At 67.4% G+C, this 13,474-nt stretch carries 13 protein-coding genes and 1 tRNA gene; 7 read left to right on the top strand and 7 right to left on the bottom strand.

The features are described 5' to 3' along the window. Positions 1–66 precede the first annotated feature (66 nt). Together BHD05_RS05815 and BHD05_RS05810 are read left to right on the top strand one after the other, a co-directional pair. Complete coding sequence (locus tag BHD05_RS05815) at positions 67–450, top strand: BlaI/MecI/CopY family transcriptional regulator (RefSeq protein WP_161885599.1); 384 nt, start codon at positions 67–69, stop codon at positions 448–450. 16 nt (positions 451–466) lie between these two features. Continuing rightward, positions 467–1,453: a M56 family metallopeptidase gene (locus BHD05_RS05810; RefSeq protein WP_161885598.1), complete on the top strand. Its 987-nt coding sequence runs from the start codon at positions 467–469 to the stop codon at positions 1,451–1,453. A 186-nt stretch (positions 1,454–1,639) separates the two neighbouring features. Here the strand turns inward: BHD05_RS05810 and BHD05_RS05805 are convergent, their stop codons facing one another. Continuing rightward, the gene (locus BHD05_RS05805) at positions 1,640–3,016 is read right to left on the bottom strand and encodes a DUF2254 domain-containing protein (protein WP_161885597.1); all 1,377 of its coding nucleotides are present in this window, start codon (positions 3,014–3,016) and stop codon (positions 1,640–1,642) included. Positions 3,017–3,170: 154 nt separating this feature from the next. Between BHD05_RS05805 and BHD05_RS05800 the strand changes: the two genes are divergently transcribed. Both BHD05_RS05800 and BHD05_RS05795 read left to right on the top strand, forming a co-directional pair. Next, positions 3,171–3,683 (top strand): DUF421 domain-containing protein, encoded by a 513-nt coding sequence (locus BHD05_RS05800; RefSeq protein WP_161885596.1) that lies wholly within the window; start codon positions 3,171–3,173, stop codon positions 3,681–3,683. A 1-nt stretch (position 3,684) separates the two neighbouring features. Next, positions 3,685–4,395 (top strand): ion transporter, encoded by a 711-nt coding sequence (locus BHD05_RS05795; RefSeq protein ID WP_236966665.1) that lies wholly within the window; start codon positions 3,685–3,687, stop codon positions 4,393–4,395. Between the two features lie 118 nt (positions 4,396–4,513). On the opposite strand, the gene BHD05_RS05790 is transcribed toward BHD05_RS05795, so the two are convergent. The 4 genes from BHD05_RS05790 to galU form a co-directional block, all read right to left on the bottom strand. Then, positions 4,514–4,586: transfer RNA gene (locus tag BHD05_RS05790), tRNA-Ala, on the bottom strand. Between the two features lie 62 nt (positions 4,587–4,648). Further along, the gene (locus BHD05_RS05785) at positions 4,649–5,572 is read right to left on the bottom strand and encodes a hypothetical protein (protein ID WP_161885595.1); all 924 of its coding nucleotides are present in this window, start codon (positions 5,570–5,572) and stop codon (positions 4,649–4,651) included. A 52-nt stretch (positions 5,573–5,624) separates the two neighbouring features. After that, on the bottom strand, positions 5,625–6,287 hold the full coding sequence (locus tag BHD05_RS05780) for a GNAT family N-acetyltransferase (RefSeq protein WP_161885594.1): 663 nt from the start codon (positions 6,285–6,287) through the stop codon (positions 5,625–5,627). 4 nt (positions 6,288–6,291) lie between these two features. Next, the gene (gene galU / locus BHD05_RS05775; RefSeq protein ID WP_161885593.1) at positions 6,292–7,182 is read right to left on the bottom strand and encodes a UTP--glucose-1-phosphate uridylyltransferase GalU; all 891 of its coding nucleotides are present in this window, start codon (positions 7,180–7,182) and stop codon (positions 6,292–6,294) included. A 67-nt stretch (positions 7,183–7,249) separates the two neighbouring features. Here galU and BHD05_RS05770 point away from each other — a divergent pair, with 67 nt between their 5' ends. Genes BHD05_RS05770 through mscL form a run of 3 tightly spaced genes read left to right on the top strand, consistent with a single transcriptional unit; the run spans position 7,250 to position 8,761 of the window. Beyond that, positions 7,250–7,828 carry a 5-formyltetrahydrofolate cyclo-ligase gene (locus BHD05_RS05770; protein WP_161885592.1) on the top strand — a complete coding sequence of 193 codons (579 nt, stop codon included), beginning with the start codon at positions 7,250–7,252 and terminating at the stop codon, positions 7,826–7,828. 29 nt (positions 7,829–7,857) lie between these two features. Continuing rightward, positions 7,858–8,301, top strand: a complete 444-nt coding sequence (locus tag BHD05_RS05765) for an FmdB family zinc ribbon protein (RefSeq protein ID WP_161885591.1) — start codon at positions 7,858–7,860, stop codon at positions 8,299–8,301. Between the two features lie 10 nt (positions 8,302–8,311). Continuing rightward, the gene (mscL, locus tag BHD05_RS05760; protein WP_161887370.1) at positions 8,312–8,761 is read left to right on the top strand and encodes a large conductance mechanosensitive channel protein MscL; all 450 of its coding nucleotides are present in this window, start codon (positions 8,312–8,314) and stop codon (positions 8,759–8,761) included. Positions 8,762–9,276: 515 nt separating this feature from the next. Here the strand turns inward: mscL and BHD05_RS05755 are convergent. Beyond that, the gene (locus BHD05_RS05755; RefSeq protein ID WP_161885590.1) at positions 9,277–9,522 is read right to left on the bottom strand and encodes a hypothetical protein; all 246 of its coding nucleotides are present in this window, start codon (positions 9,520–9,522) and stop codon (positions 9,277–9,279) included. Positions 9,523–9,631: 109 nt separating this feature from the next. Beyond that, positions 9,632–13,417, bottom strand: coding sequence for an AAA family ATPase (locus BHD05_RS05750; RefSeq protein WP_161885589.1), 3,786 nt, complete (start codon positions 13,415–13,417; stop codon positions 9,632–9,634). Positions 13,418–13,474 lie beyond the last annotated feature (57 nt).

The raw sequence follows: 13,474 nt of genomic DNA, 5'->3' as shown, positions 1-13,474 counted from the left end.
GAAGCACAGGTTCGCCGGGGTATTCTTGATTACTTGTTAACGCGGCGCAGAACTGTAAGGGGCCCGATGGTCACGCTCGGAGAACTCGAGAGGACAGTCATGGACATCCTCTGGGAGTCCCCCGCGCCCCTGTCCGCCTACGAACTCCAGGACCGCCTTGCGGCGACTCCCGCTGGGAAGAAGCGGCTGGCGCCGACGACCGTGCTGACCGTGCTGTCGCGCCTCGAGAAGAAGAAGTTCGTCGCACGAGACCGCTCCTCCCGCCCGCACCGGTTTCTCGCCGCCCACACGCGCGAACACCACATGGCCGAGCTGATGCACCAGGTGCTCGGAACCGTGTCTGACCGCGCAGCTGTACTCGAGCGGTTCGTCGGACAGGCGAGCGAGGGCGAGGCCGAAACGCTGCGCAAGCTGCTCGACCCCGGCGCGCTCGACCCCGGCGCGCGCTGACCCACCTGACGACTCTGTGATCGCCGCCGCCGTCGCCCTCGCCGCACTCGCGGTAGTTCTGGCGTGGCCGGTTCCGGTCGCCCTCGCGCGCACCGCGTGGCCGTCCCGTGCGCCCGCCACCGCGTTGGCGCTCTGGCAGGCGATCGCCCTCGCCGGCGGGCTGTCGATGATCGGCGCGCTGCTCACGTTCGGCCTGGCTCCGTTCGGCAACACCCTTCTGGATGCGACACTGGCCGCGGTCGCGGGTGCAGCGGGCTCAAAACGCGGGCCGGGCCTCGAACCCGGAGGGTCGACGTTGTGGCCGCCCCCCATCTCGAACCTGCTGGCGCTCGTGGTCGCCGGGCTGCTCGCCGCCTATCTCGTCGCGAACCTCCTTCGCACTGCCCTGCTCATCGAGCGAGAGCGGCGGCGCCACCGCCAGCTCGTGCGGCTACTCAGCACTCCCGTTCCCGACCACCCGAACACCCGGCTGATCAATGTCGAACTGCCCGTCGCGTATTGCCTGCCGGGGAGCCCGCATCCGATCACGGTCTTCTCCGCCGGACTCGTGCAGCTGCTCGACGACGTGCAGCTTCGCGCCGTCATCCAGCACGAGAAGGCGCACCTTCTGCAGCACCACTACATCGTGCTGATGGCCTTCGACGCGTGGCACCGATCGCTGCCCTGGTTTCCGACCGCGAGCCGCGCGCGCACCGAGGTCGCCCTGCTCATCGAAATGCTCGCCGACGACCACGCCCGGCGCACGGTCGACGGCCGCACCCTCGCCGGTGCGATCGCACTCGTGGCGAGCGGCGCGGCTGGCGGGTCAGAAAACGGCACAGCCAGCGCCATTGACACCGACCTCGCCAGCCACCACGCTCATCAGCAGCGCGCGAGGGTGACCAGGCTCATCGGCGACGCGCCGGGCCTGTCGCGCCCGCGGCAGACCCTCGTTCTCGCCGGAGCGATCGCGCTGGTCGCGGTGCCGACAGTGTTGCTGCTGACGCCGGCACTCGCGGGCTGAACACGGCCGGTGGCCGCAGCTCCCGCGTTGGGGCGCGTTGCGGCGTTCGTCATGATCGCCCCCAGCCCTCCAGTGCAGTGACAACGCTCTCGACGAGCCTCACGAAGCTGCGTTCAAGATCGACTGGCAGCTCAAAGCCGCCCGCCCTCTCGAGGTCGACAGTCAATTAGCTCGCGACATATCGGTTCAATCCGCTCCGTGCGCCTCCGCGCGCCAGCGCCCGTCGAGCGCGTCATCAACCTCGGTCGCGAGCGCGTTCAGCCGGGAGCGGTCCGCCTCGATCCACTCCTGCCGGGCCATCGATTCCCGCATCCGGGCCAGCTGGTCGCGCACCGCGGCACGCACGGCGGGGACCTCGCCGTTCCAGGCGACCTCTTGCAATAGCCGCAGCAGCCGGGCCGTGACCGCGGCGTCGGCTATGCCGTAGAGGCGCGGTTGCGCGATCACGAGGTCGAGGTAGTGGGCGAAGGTCGGTCGGTGCACGATCACGCATACCAGCTCGCTTTCGTCGCGAAGCAGCCGAGGCCCGAGGTCGCGGGCCGCGAGGTCGCACAGGAGCGCCGCGGCGTGCCCCAGCGTGTGTACCGCCGTCGTCGGATCGTTGATGCCAGGCGAGAGCGCCTTGACCGCCACATCGATGAGCTGGCGGAGTCCGAATCCGGCATCCTGCACGATGGTGCGCTCCGATCCGCTCGACACCGCCGCGGCCACACTGCTGCGCAGCTCGGCCAGGTCGTCCTCGGCGATCTCGGTTCCCGGCTTCTGCGGCCAGAGCGTCGCAAGGGGCACGCCCCGCACCAGGGACGCACCGGGGAGCGCATCGATCCGGATGACCACGGAGTGCGCGGTCGCCAGGTCGAGCAGGGAATGCTCGTCGACCGTCAGGAGAAACCCGGATTTCGCGGCGTCCACGAGGATCTCGGTCGAGCGGCCCCCGGTCGGCACGATCACTGTTTCCCCGGGGCCATCGGGAAAGCTGCGCTCAAGCTCGGCGAATGTCTCCGCGTGCACGGTGCTCAGCATCGTCTCGATCCGCAACTCCCGCACGAGATGCGCGAGGAAGACCACGAGCCCGATCACGCTCGCAACGGCAAGCACGTAGGCGAGCGTGGTCGACATCAGCGGGATGAACACGTCACGCTCGTCGTCGCCGGTACGCACGGTCCGTAGCACCGTCAGGGAGAAGACGAAGGTACCGAGCAGCAGCCCGAGAGTCGCATGCACGACGCTGTCGCTTGTGAACGTGCGCAGCAGTCGCGGCGAGAACTGGCTGCTCGCGAGCTGAATGGTGACGACGGTGAGCGAGAAGGTCAGCGCGGTCACCGTGATGAGTGAGCCGGCGATAGCCTGGAGCACCGCACGGGAGGCATCCGCGCCCCCTTGGAACAGGTAGACGGTGAGCCACACGGGCAGGTTGTCGTCGATCGCCTCATCAAGAATGGGGAGGGCGATTCCGATGGCGATCGCGAAGGCGATCGCGATGCTGGGAACGGGCCAGAGTTGTGCCCGGAGGCTCTCTGTTATGCGTCGGCCGCCGGCCCGCCGCGGGGTACTCGAGGCCATGTCGCCCTTCGCCTTAGGTCTATAGGTAGCTCGACGCTACACGAGAAAAGGTCGAACCGAGAAAATTTGCTGTGACACCAGATCGCCATTTCCTACCTTCAGCTGCCTCAACCGACGGCTGCACTTCTTGGGACCGATGGGCGAAACTAGATTCATGTGGTTCGACTCGTGGTCCGACATCTTCCGAACGCTCATCATCGGCTCTGCCTCCTACCTGACCCTTGTGCTGGTACTGCGAGCATCCGGAAAACGCACGCTCAGCCAGCTGAACGCGTTCGACTTCGTCGTGACCGTCGCCTTGGGCTCCACTTTCGCCACCATTCTCCTGAGCACCGACGTCACCTGGGCCGAGGGGTTCGCGGCTCTGGGGCTGCTGGCCAGCATGCAGTTCCTGGTGGCCTTCGTATCCAGTCGCTGGCAGGGCGCCCGGGCTCTCGTGACCTCGGAACCGGTCACGCTCCTTCGCGAGGGTGCGCTGCAGACGGCCGAGATGCGAAAGAATCGTCTGAGCGAATCCGAGATCCTTCAGGCCGTGCGCAGCAGCGGATGCGGGGATCTGGCCCAGGTCGCCACGGTCGTTCTCGAAACCAACGGGACGTTGACCGTCATCACGACGGACAGGTACGGAGATGGCTCAGCGATGAAAGGGGTGGTCAACAATCGATGATGTGAAGGTCGACTCAGCGCTGCGCGAGGCGGAATTGACCCGGGCCGAGTCGTTCGCGAAGTCGCTCGACAAACCGATGGGGATACTCGGTCTGCTCTTTCTGTTCGTCGTCCTCGGACAACTGGTGGCGACCCAGGAAGCCCTCGTCACCGCACTGACCATTCTCGGCTGGGTCTTCTGGCTCGTCTTCGTCGCCGAATTCCTCCTGCGGGCCTACGTTGCGCGCTTCCAGCTCAAGTTCTGGAAGAAGAGCTGGTGGCAGGTGATCTTCCTGCTTGTGCCCTTCCTGAGGTTCTTCAGATCGCTCCAGGCACTGAGGCTGTTCCGTCTCTCCCGAGTGGGGCGCTTAGGCGCCATCCTGTCGGCAAGTGTGCGGGGCACGCGCTCCGCCGGCCGGCTGATGACCAGTCGCATTGCGTGGCTGGTGGCGGTAACTGCTGTCGTCGCGCTCGGATCAAGCCAACTTCTGTACGCGACTGGCGCCTACGACAGCTACTCAGATGCACTCTTCGAAGCAGCCCTGACGACGGTGACCGGGTCGGGGATCACGTCGACAGATGGATTCCCGCGGGTGCTTCACATCACGCTGGCAACATACTCGGTGGCCGTGTTCGCCACCCTCGCCGGAACCCTGGGCGCGTTCTTCCTTCGAGGAACACCCTCGGAGGCCGAGCCGCGCACCAGCACCAGCGCCAGCACCAGCACCAGGTGAGTCATCCCCTGTGGGAGAAGGCAAAAAGAGAAGCAGCTTGGCGCGGGATCTAACCCGAACCAAGCTGCTTCATGCGATTTACCGAGAACTCTCCCGAGATTTCCCGAAACCGCTGGTGTGGACCCTAGGAGATTCGAACTCCTGACCTCCTCGATGCGAACGAGGCGCGCTACCAACTGCGCCAAGGGCCCGCAGTGCTTTTACGATATCAGGATTCCACGGGGCCGATGTGCGCGTCGGCGCCGGGTCGGGCTCAGACGGCGCGACGGCGGCGCAGGGCCTCGTCGAGGTTGGTGATAGCGCTCGGGGTCTCGTCGACGATGCCCATCCTCGCGAACCTGCTTTCTGGGGCCGCTGCGGGACGGACGATCGGAATGACCTTCTCGCTCAGCTCGGCCGCCCGGGCGGCGCGCTCGGTCTTCTCCGCCTCGGCGAGCAGCCGGGTGCGGGTCTCGGCGATGGCCGCTGCTGAGGCGACGGACTGGGTCCGCGGCTTCGACAGGTAGAGCGGCTTGGGCACCGGAACGGGCGTCCAAGCCGGGTCGCTCACTGGTGTCGATGCGTTCTGCTCGAGGGAGAAGTCGACCAAGCGGCTCGAGGCCGGGCGGTCGATCAGGGTGAACGCGCGGCGGCGACGGTCGCGAGCGACCGCCGCCATCGCGCGCAGGAGCAGCACGGATGCCGTGGCCGCGAGCAGCCCGCTCGCGATGAGGGTCGTGGAGACGCCGGCGGCGACCGGAGCGAATCCGAGGCCGACAGTGGCGAGCGACAGGGCGAGCAGCGCCGTCGTCGCGGCCCGGGAGCGGCGCAACCGCTTCGCGGCGGGCGACGTCGGCGCGAGTGTCGACGCGACTGCGGGCGCGAGGGTCGCGGGTGTCTGGGCTGCTGCGCGGCTCATCGCCGACTCTCGCGCACGTTCGGTCGCCCGGGCCCGCTCGAACTCCTGGCGGAGCAGCTTCTGCTGGGCAGCAACGCTGCGGGCGGTGGCTTCCGCGCGCACAGATTCGGGCACCTCGGCCGTCTCGGCCAGAATTCGCAGGGTCTGCTGCAGCCGCACGGCGTTGCGTTCGGTGGAGAGGTACTCACGCCGGCGGAACCAGGTCGGGATCAGGTAGACGAGCCAGAGAACCGCCGCGAGAGCGATGACAACGCTTGATCCAATACCCTCGAGTCCCATGTCTATACGGTAGGTGCCGTGACCGAAAATCGGCCCGATTCGTGAAGGTGTGTCAGCCCGACGCGCCGAGTCGCAGCGGAACCCCCGCCGCGTTTCGGTCGCTCTCCGGAATCACCGCGTTTGCCGCGGGCACGCGGCCATCCAGCCAGCGGCGGAGCACGCCCGTGGGGAGCTCCTCGACGACGAGCGCGAAGCAGAAATGGTCGCGCCAGTCGCCGTTGATGTGGATGTAGCGACGGCGGAGCCCTTCGTAGCGGAAGCCGAGCTTCTCGACCACCCTCAACGAGGGAACATTTTCCGGACGAATGCAGATCTCCATGCGGTGCAAACCCGCGCGAAAGAAGCAGAAGTCAGTCGCGAGCGCCACCGCGGTGGGGGTGACGCCCTTGCCCGCAAACCGCTCCGACACCCAGTATCCGATCGTCGCCGAACCGAGCGAGCCGTATGTGATCGACGACACGTTCAGTTGACCCGCGAACTCGCCGTCATATTCGATCGCGAACGGGAGCCCGAGGCCTGCGCGCCCGTTCGCCTGCAGACCGCGGATGCTGGCGCGCGTGTCGAAGCTCATCGGGCCGTGCGGGTTGGTTGCCTCCCACTTGCGCAACCAGCCGCGGTTGTCGAGCAGCTCGCGTTCGAGCGCGCGCGCATCACGAAGACGGATTGGTCGGATCGTCACCGCACCTTCACGCAATGTGGGAATCGGCGTCGCCATTTCGTCAGTCTAGATTGCCCGCGAAGTCCTTCAACCACGGACGAAGGTCGGGCCCAAGATCCTCGCGCTCGACCGCAAGCTGCACGATCGCCTTGATGTAATCGAGCCGGTCGCCCGTGTCGTAACGGCGCCCGCGGAAGACGACGCCGTAGACGCCGCCGGTCGCCGGCGCCGCCGCCATCGTCTCGAGCGCGTCGGTCAGCTGGATCTCGCCGCCCTTTCCGGGAGGAGTCTCCTCGAGGATCTCGAAGATCTCGGGTCGAAGGACGTAGCGCCCGATGATGGCGTAGTTCGAGGGTGCGGTGCCCGGGGCCGGCTTCTCGACGAGTCCGGTGATGCGCACGACATCCTCGGTCTCGGTCTCCTCGATCGTCGCAACCCCGTACATGTGGGCGAGCGACGGGTCGACCTCGAGCAGCGCGACGATGCTCGCGTTGCGCTTTCCCGACTCCTCGATCATGCGCGTCAGCAGCACGTCACGGGGGTCGATGATGTCATCGCCGAGGAGCACCGCGAACGACTCCCGCCCCACGTGCATCTTCGCGCGGAGAACCGCGTGGCCCAGCCCCTTGGGGTCTCCCTGGCGCACGTAGTGCATGTCTGCGAGGTCGGTGGAGTAGTTGACCTTCTGCAGGCGGTCAGTGTCGCCCTTGCGCTCGAGGGTCGCCTCGAGTTCACCGACGCGGTCGAAGTGGTTCTCGAGGGCGTTCTTGTTTCGCCCGGTGATCATGAGCACGTCGCGCAGTCCTGCACCGACGGCCTCCTCGACCACGTACTGGATGGCCGGCTTATCAACAACCGGGAGCATCTCTTTGGGCATAGCCTTGGTCGCGGGAAGGAACCTCGTTCCGAGTCCCGCTGCGGGGATAACTGCTTTGGTGATCTCAAATGCCATGCCCCAAGGTTAGTCGGTCGAAGGTTTCTCGCAGATGAACCCTTCCGTCTGCCCTAGGATTGCGAGCATGACGGGTGACGCAAGCCACCAGAAACGCGCCCTCAGGGTGGAACTTCGAGAGCGTCGCCGCCAGTTGACCGACCGGGATCGTGACACCGCCGCGGCCGCACTGACCGCGCACCTCGTCGAACTCGCCACTCACCTGCGGGCTACATCGATCGCCGCCTACCTGCCCACGACTGACGAGCCCAACATCCGCCCGTTCGTGGAGTGGGCGATCGGCAGCGGCATCCGGGTGCTCGTCCCCATCTCCAGAGACGACGGCCTGCTTGACTGGGCCGTGACCGACGGCCGCCAGGAGACCGAGGGACTGTACGGCATGCCCGAGCCCGTGGGCGAGCTTCTCGGGCCAATCGCGATCAACGACGTCGACCTCATCGTCGTGCCCGCGGCGGCTGTCGACCGGTCCGGCATGCGGATGGGCTGGGGTCGAGGCTACTTCGACCGCACTCTCGGATCGATGGAACGCTGCCCGCCGGTCTATGCTGTGGTATTCGACACGGAGCTGGTCGACTCGGTGCCCATCGAGGTGCACGACAAAAGCGTGGACGGTGTCATCACACCGAGCGCGATCGTCACCTTCTAGTTCCCACCGGCATCAACACGGAGGTCCTCGTGCCCACCTATTCCTATCGCTGCACCGAGTGCGAGAACGCATTCGACATTCAGCAGGCGTTCACCGATGACTCGTTGACGCAGTGCCCCGCCTGCAACGGTCGACTGCGCAAAGTCTTCAGCGCGATCGGTGTGAGCTTCACCGGCTCGGGCTTCTACCGCAACGACTCCCGCGCTGACCAGACCTCCGCGGCCAACAAGTCCGAGTCCACCGGCGCGGGCAAGTCGGATGCTGGCGCCGCCAAGTCCGATTCCGGATCAGGGAAGTCCGATTCCGGCTCAGGCTCAGGCTCAGGCTCAGGCTCATCCAGCTCCAGCTCCGGCTCAGGCTCAGGCAGCTCCGGCTCGGGCTCGGGTAGCTCCGGCTCAGGCTCGGGTAGCTCCGGCTCGTCGGGAGCAGGCTCGTCCTCGTCGGCCAAGGCCAGCGCATCCGTCGCCAAGTAGGGCAGTCATGATCAAGGGTTTCAAAGAATTCATCCTGCGCGGCAACGTGATCGACCTGGCCGTGGCCGTGGTCATCGGCGCGGCATTCACGGCGATCGTCAACTCTCTCGTCACCGGCATCTTCAACCCGGCGATCGGCGCGCTATTCAACTCGGAGAGCCTGACCACGGCACTGGTGCTCACCATTCCGACCACCTCCGGAGAGCCGGCGAAACTCATGTTCGGCGCGGTCATTGCTGCGGCGATGCAGTTCCTGATCGTTGCCGCCGTCGTCTACTTCGCTCTCGTGTTGCCGATCAACCACCTCAAGAAGGCCGCGTTCCTCAAGCAGAAGCAGGAGGAGGAGGCGACACCCGCCGATCTCCCGCCCACGGAGACCGAGTTGCTCACTGAGATCCGCGACCTGCTCGCCGGGCGACCCTCGCCAGAGGGAAACCACAGCCAGCAGACCGCGCGCTAGCCACGAGGCTGGTGTGCCACGGGAGCCGGGCGGCCGGCCTCCACCATTGAAGGCCCCCGCCGCGCCAGATAGTGCGCGCGTCGGCACGGTCGTGCGTGTCACCCCCCCTCGCCCCATCGCTCGCCACGCCGGTCAGACGCGTCATCGCGGGTGGCGGGCCACCCGCGTCACCGCGCTACACCCGCGAATTGAAAGATTCGCTCCCGAATCGCAGGCTCGCGCGTGCACAACGCGCTATCGCGGGCACAACGCGCTATCGCGGGCACAACGCGCTATCGCGGGCACAACGCGCTATCGCGGGTAGAACATGCCAACGCCAGCCACGCGCGTCACCGCAACGCGAGACTCAACAACCCGCACCAATCGCCCGGCACGCCGGTCATGCGCGTCATCGCGGGTGGTGGACCACCCGCGTCACCGCGCTACACCCGCGAATTGAAAAATTCGCTCCCGAATCGCAGGCTCGCGCGGGCACAACGCGCTATCGCGGGCGCACCCTCAGCCCGCACCGCGTGTCAGCCCCAATGTGGCGGCTTGTCGGCCTTCAGCCGCTCGTCGTTCTCGTTCTCGGCGTGACGCGCGGGCTCGTTCTGCGGTGTCGGATCGCTTCCCGGCACGGCCTGCGTCGTGACGCGCCGACGCCGGCGCGTTCCCGCTGCTCGCGCGCGGACCTCATCCGCAGTCGCCGCGTCGCTTCGCGTGGCGTCCCCGGCCACCTCGCCCTCTCGCGCGACATCCGCTTCGACCGCACCCCGTCGCATGGCTTCACCCACCGACTCACCCCATCGCGTGGCCTCACCGGTCGCCGGGTCGCCCACCCCGGCGTCATCGACAGCCCCACCGGGCGCGCCCTGCAATCCCGGACGGTCGCTACTGGAGTGGGCGGTCAATGATCTGTATCGGCTCGGTGCGCGGCGCCTCGGTCACGCCGAGCATCGTCGCGATGCGGTCGGCGACGGCGTCGGGGTTGCTGAAGAGCTCGAACGAATGCACGCGCAGGTAGTGCCAGCCCAGCCGACGGAGCATCTCGGGGCGCAGGCGCAGCGACTCGCGCAGGCTCGACGGCTGGCCGCCCGATCCGATCATGAGCCGCGAGTCGGTCTCGATAGTGAGGCACATTCCGCCGTGCGATGCAACGAGTCCGAGCTTGCCGCGGTGCCCGACGGCCACGCGGAGGCCGCGAAGGCGCAGGCGGCGGGCGAGGTCGACGAGCATGGGATCGGTGCTCGCGGTCGGAATCTCGTCCAGGCGCCGCGCAGACGCATCGGCGAGAATCTCGGCCAAAGCGACAGCGCCATAGTTCATGCGCGATTCGTCGATGTCGGATGGCTCGAAGCAGGTCACGATCACCATCGAGCGCCGAGCGCGGGTCATGGCGACGGCGAGCAGGCGCTCGCCACCCGGATGCCCGAGGGCGCCGAAGTCCGACAGCATCCGTCCGTGCGGGGTGCGTCCGTAGCCGATCGAGAAGATCACCCGGTCGCGGCTCTCGGCCACCGCGTGGTCGATTGTCGTGACCGTGAACGGCTCCTCGGAGTCGCCGAGGAGGAACTCGTTGAGCTCCGGCCGGGTCGCGACGGCGGTGAGCACCGCCTGCTGAACCCGCACGACGTGCTTCGCGCTCGCGGTGATCACCATGAGAGATTCGCTGGAACGGGTTGCGGCGTGCTCGAGCACGAGCTCAACGACGCGATCGACCTCGGCATCGACGCTCTCGACCGCCCCGGAGTCATAATCGGGCATGCCATGACCGTTGGGCACGAAATCCAGTCGCAGGCTCGGATGACCGAGGAACGAACCCGCCCACGGCAGCGAGTCGATCTTGCCCGCGTAGAACCGCCGGTTGACGAGCTCGGCGAGGTCCTCACCGCCGGCCCGGTAGCTGCGGGTAAGCGAGAGCGTGGGCAGCAGAGTGGCGAGGCGCGCGAGGGCCGAGTCGGCGTGAGTGGCGTCGAGGTCGGGCTCGGCCGGGGGCAGCTCTGCTTTCTCGAAGTCGTCCGCGATCGAGATGCGGAAGGGCACGGGAGTCTGCGTCACCGGGTCGCCGAACGCGACGGCCTGCTTCGCCCGACGAATCGACCCGACGCTCTCGGCGAGGCTCATCGCGCCGGCATCCACGAGAATCACCGCGTCGATCGACATCGCGTCGGTGATGCTGTCGACCTCGTAGGGCGAGGCGAGCCAGACGGGCGCGATCGCCCTGGCGAGGTGCGGCGCGACATCCTGCAGGATCGACGAGGAGACCTCCGGGCGGCGCAACGCCATCTTGAGCGAAGCGGACTCGTCCGGCCAGTCGACGAGCCCGAGGTTCCAGTTCTCCGCGAGCTGCCAGCCGAGCAGCTGGGCACTGCCTGCGGCGTGTGCCTCGTCGACAAGGCGGAAGTCCGCCTCGAGCCGGTCGAGCACCGACGTGTTGGCACCGAGCAGGGCGCGATCGGAGTCGAGCAGCGACTCCAGCGCCGACTGCCACCAGGACAGCTCGAGTTCGGACGCGACCTCGTCGGCTGGTACGTGCCGCGAGGCGAGGTCGGCGATCAGGCCGTCGAGCTCGAGCATCCGCAGGCGCTGGCGAATCTCCACCCGTTCCTGGAGGTTGTTCAGAACATCGGACTCTGCGGCGAGGGCCGTCAGCCGGTCGCCGAGTTCCGCGATCGGCAGGTTGACGAGCTGTTTGCTCGGCACGGTGACCTGGAGCGGACGGTCAAGCGACGCGAGGTCCTGCTCGACGCGCTGCCAGGCGGCCTGCACATCGGCGATGCCGACGGGGATCTCCGGCGGCGCCCCCTCGGCGACGAAGCGCTGCCAGAGCAGCCGCTGCTGCTGGATGCGCACGAGGTTATCGTGGAGGTCGCCGATGTGCACGCCGGGACGCACGTACTCGCGGGCGAGCTTCTTGAGTCGGCGGCGGTTAGCACCTGACATCTCGGGCGAATCCCGACGCGCCGCGGTGGCGGTGATCAGCTCACTCAGCGAGCGCTCGAACACGACGGGCAGGAAGCGGTCGAGCGTGTCGCGGATCTCTGTGAGCAGGCGCAGGTAGACGCCGAGCTGCGAGATGTTCTCGAACGGGCGCATGTGGGTCGCGCCGATGAGCTCTCCGGCGCGCACGAGCAGCCTGGGCAGGTCGGTCTGGTGCAGCCGCTTGGCGAGGGCGTGGGCGCCGCTTGCCTCCTCGCTCGTCACGAAGGTCGCCCCGTACCAGGGCGAGTCGCCCGGGCCGTACTTGAACTCACCGAGCTGCGCGGCGTGCACCATCGCGGTCGCGGCCTCGACGCGCTCGGTGGCGAGGGCCTCGACCGAGCTGCGGCTGAGGCGCACCGTCGTCGACGGCGGCTGGGGCAGGAGGGCGAGCCGAGACAGCTCGCTCAGGCAGTCGAGCACCGAAATGCCGAGCACATCGTCGTCCTTGGCGATCGCTCCCCGGTAGTCGAGCAGCACGCGCCGCAGTCGCACGAGTGCCTCGTCGACCTCCCCGATCTGCGGTTGCTTCGCCTTCTCGTTGCGCCCGATCGACTGGATCAGGTCGCGCCGCAGCGTCGACGGCGAGACGGCGAGGCCGCCAAGCCCGATGTCGCCCAGGCGGGCGCGAATGCCGGACAGGCTGGAGCGCCGCGGGCTGACGACGAGCACGCGCTTGTTCTGGGCCACGAGGCTGCCGATCGCGTTGACGATCGTCTGGGTGCCCCCGGTGCCGGGTAGCGTCTTGACGACGACGGAGTTGCCGGCGGCGATCTGCGCGACGACGTTCTCCTGCTCGGAGTCCGCGTCGAGTAGCAGTGTGTCGGTCTCGGGTGAGCGGAGGTCCTGGTGCTGGGGATCGACCGGCGCGAAGCCCTGCTTCACGCTCCAGCGGGCGTTGGCATTGCCCGCGAGCGCGTCGAGAATCGGATTCTCGAGCTCGGCGGCATCGCGCACCATGCGGTTCTGCACGTCGGCGAACGACGAGACGACGAGCCGCGGCTGCACGTTGAACCACTCGAGGTGTGAGGTGAGCCCACGCAGCCGGTCGATAACCGGGTTGGGCTTGAACGAGCCGTCGGACTCGGCGAGCGCCGCAAACGCGGCGGCGTCGAGCTCGATATCGAACTGGGTCTTGAGAGCGCGCTCGAGCTCGGGATTCAGGAAGGCGACGCCACGCAGGCGCACTTCGAAGTCGCGGCCATAGCGCCGGATGGCGAGCGGGCGCAGCAGGATGGGCGCGCAGAAGTCCTCTGACTCGAATTGCCACTCGGCGATGCCGATACCGAGGTGGACGGAATCGATGCCCCGGGCAGTAGCGAGCTCGACGCCCTTCGTCGCGATCGCGCTCGCGGCCATCTTGGCCGCACGGAGGGCGAGGTCGTCGCGGATGAGGCTGGAGAGCAGGGTCGTCTTCCCCGTGATGAACTGCGCGAGCCCGCCCGGGTGGGTGGTGCTCAGCTCGATACGGGTGCGGGGGGCATCGACGAAGTGAAGCAACGGCGAGCGACCGCCGACGCGGGACAGCTCGTCACGCCAGCCCGTCCAGGTCGGCTCGGCGACGTTTCCAAGTCGGTAGGACGGGTCGCCCGACGCGAGGGAGTGGGGACTGGTCACTTGTCTCTCCGCATGGGTGGGGTTCTCGTCGGATTCGGACAGGGAGTCCCCCGTCTCTTCTCGTTTCTCAGCACGCCACACCTTGATACCTTAACGTGGGAACGCCGAATCCGCTGGGAGAAAGCGTGGAGTTTCACA

It is taken from the genome of Marisediminicola antarctica, from assembly GCF_009930795.1.
GTDB lineage: Bacteria > Actinomycetota > Actinomycetes > Actinomycetales > Microbacteriaceae > Marisediminicola > Marisediminicola antarctica.
The sequence above is the reverse complement of the archived record's forward strand: the minus strand, read 5'-3'. Positions and strand labels throughout refer to the sequence as shown.

Coding starts and splice junctions, on each gene's coding strand:
- BHD05_RS05815 (WP_161885599.1), top strand. CDS start 67: ATGGTCACGCTCGGAGAACTCGAGAGGACAGTCATGGACATCCTCTGG.
- BHD05_RS05805 (WP_161885597.1), bottom strand. CDS start 3,016: ATGGCCTCGAGTACCCCGCGGCGGGCCGGCGGCCGACGCATAACAGAG.
- BHD05_RS05800 (WP_161885596.1), top strand. CDS start 3,171: ATGTGGTTCGACTCGTGGTCCGACATCTTCCGAACGCTCATCATCGGC.
- BHD05_RS05785 (WP_161885595.1), bottom strand. CDS start 5,572: ATGGGACTCGAGGGTATTGGATCAAGCGTTGTCATCGCTCTCGCGGCG.
- BHD05_RS05780 (WP_161885594.1), bottom strand. CDS start 6,287: ATGGCGACGCCGATTCCCACATTGCGTGAAGGTGCGGTGACGATCCGA.
- galU (WP_161885593.1), bottom strand. CDS start 7,182: ATGGCATTTGAGATCACCAAAGCAGTTATCCCCGCAGCGGGACTCGGA.
- BHD05_RS05770 (WP_161885592.1), top strand. CDS start 7,250: ATGACGGGTGACGCAAGCCACCAGAAACGCGCCCTCAGGGTGGAACTT.
- BHD05_RS05755 (WP_161885590.1), bottom strand. CDS start 9,522: ATGCGACGGGGTGCGGTCGAAGCGGATGTCGCGCGAGAGGGCGAGGTG.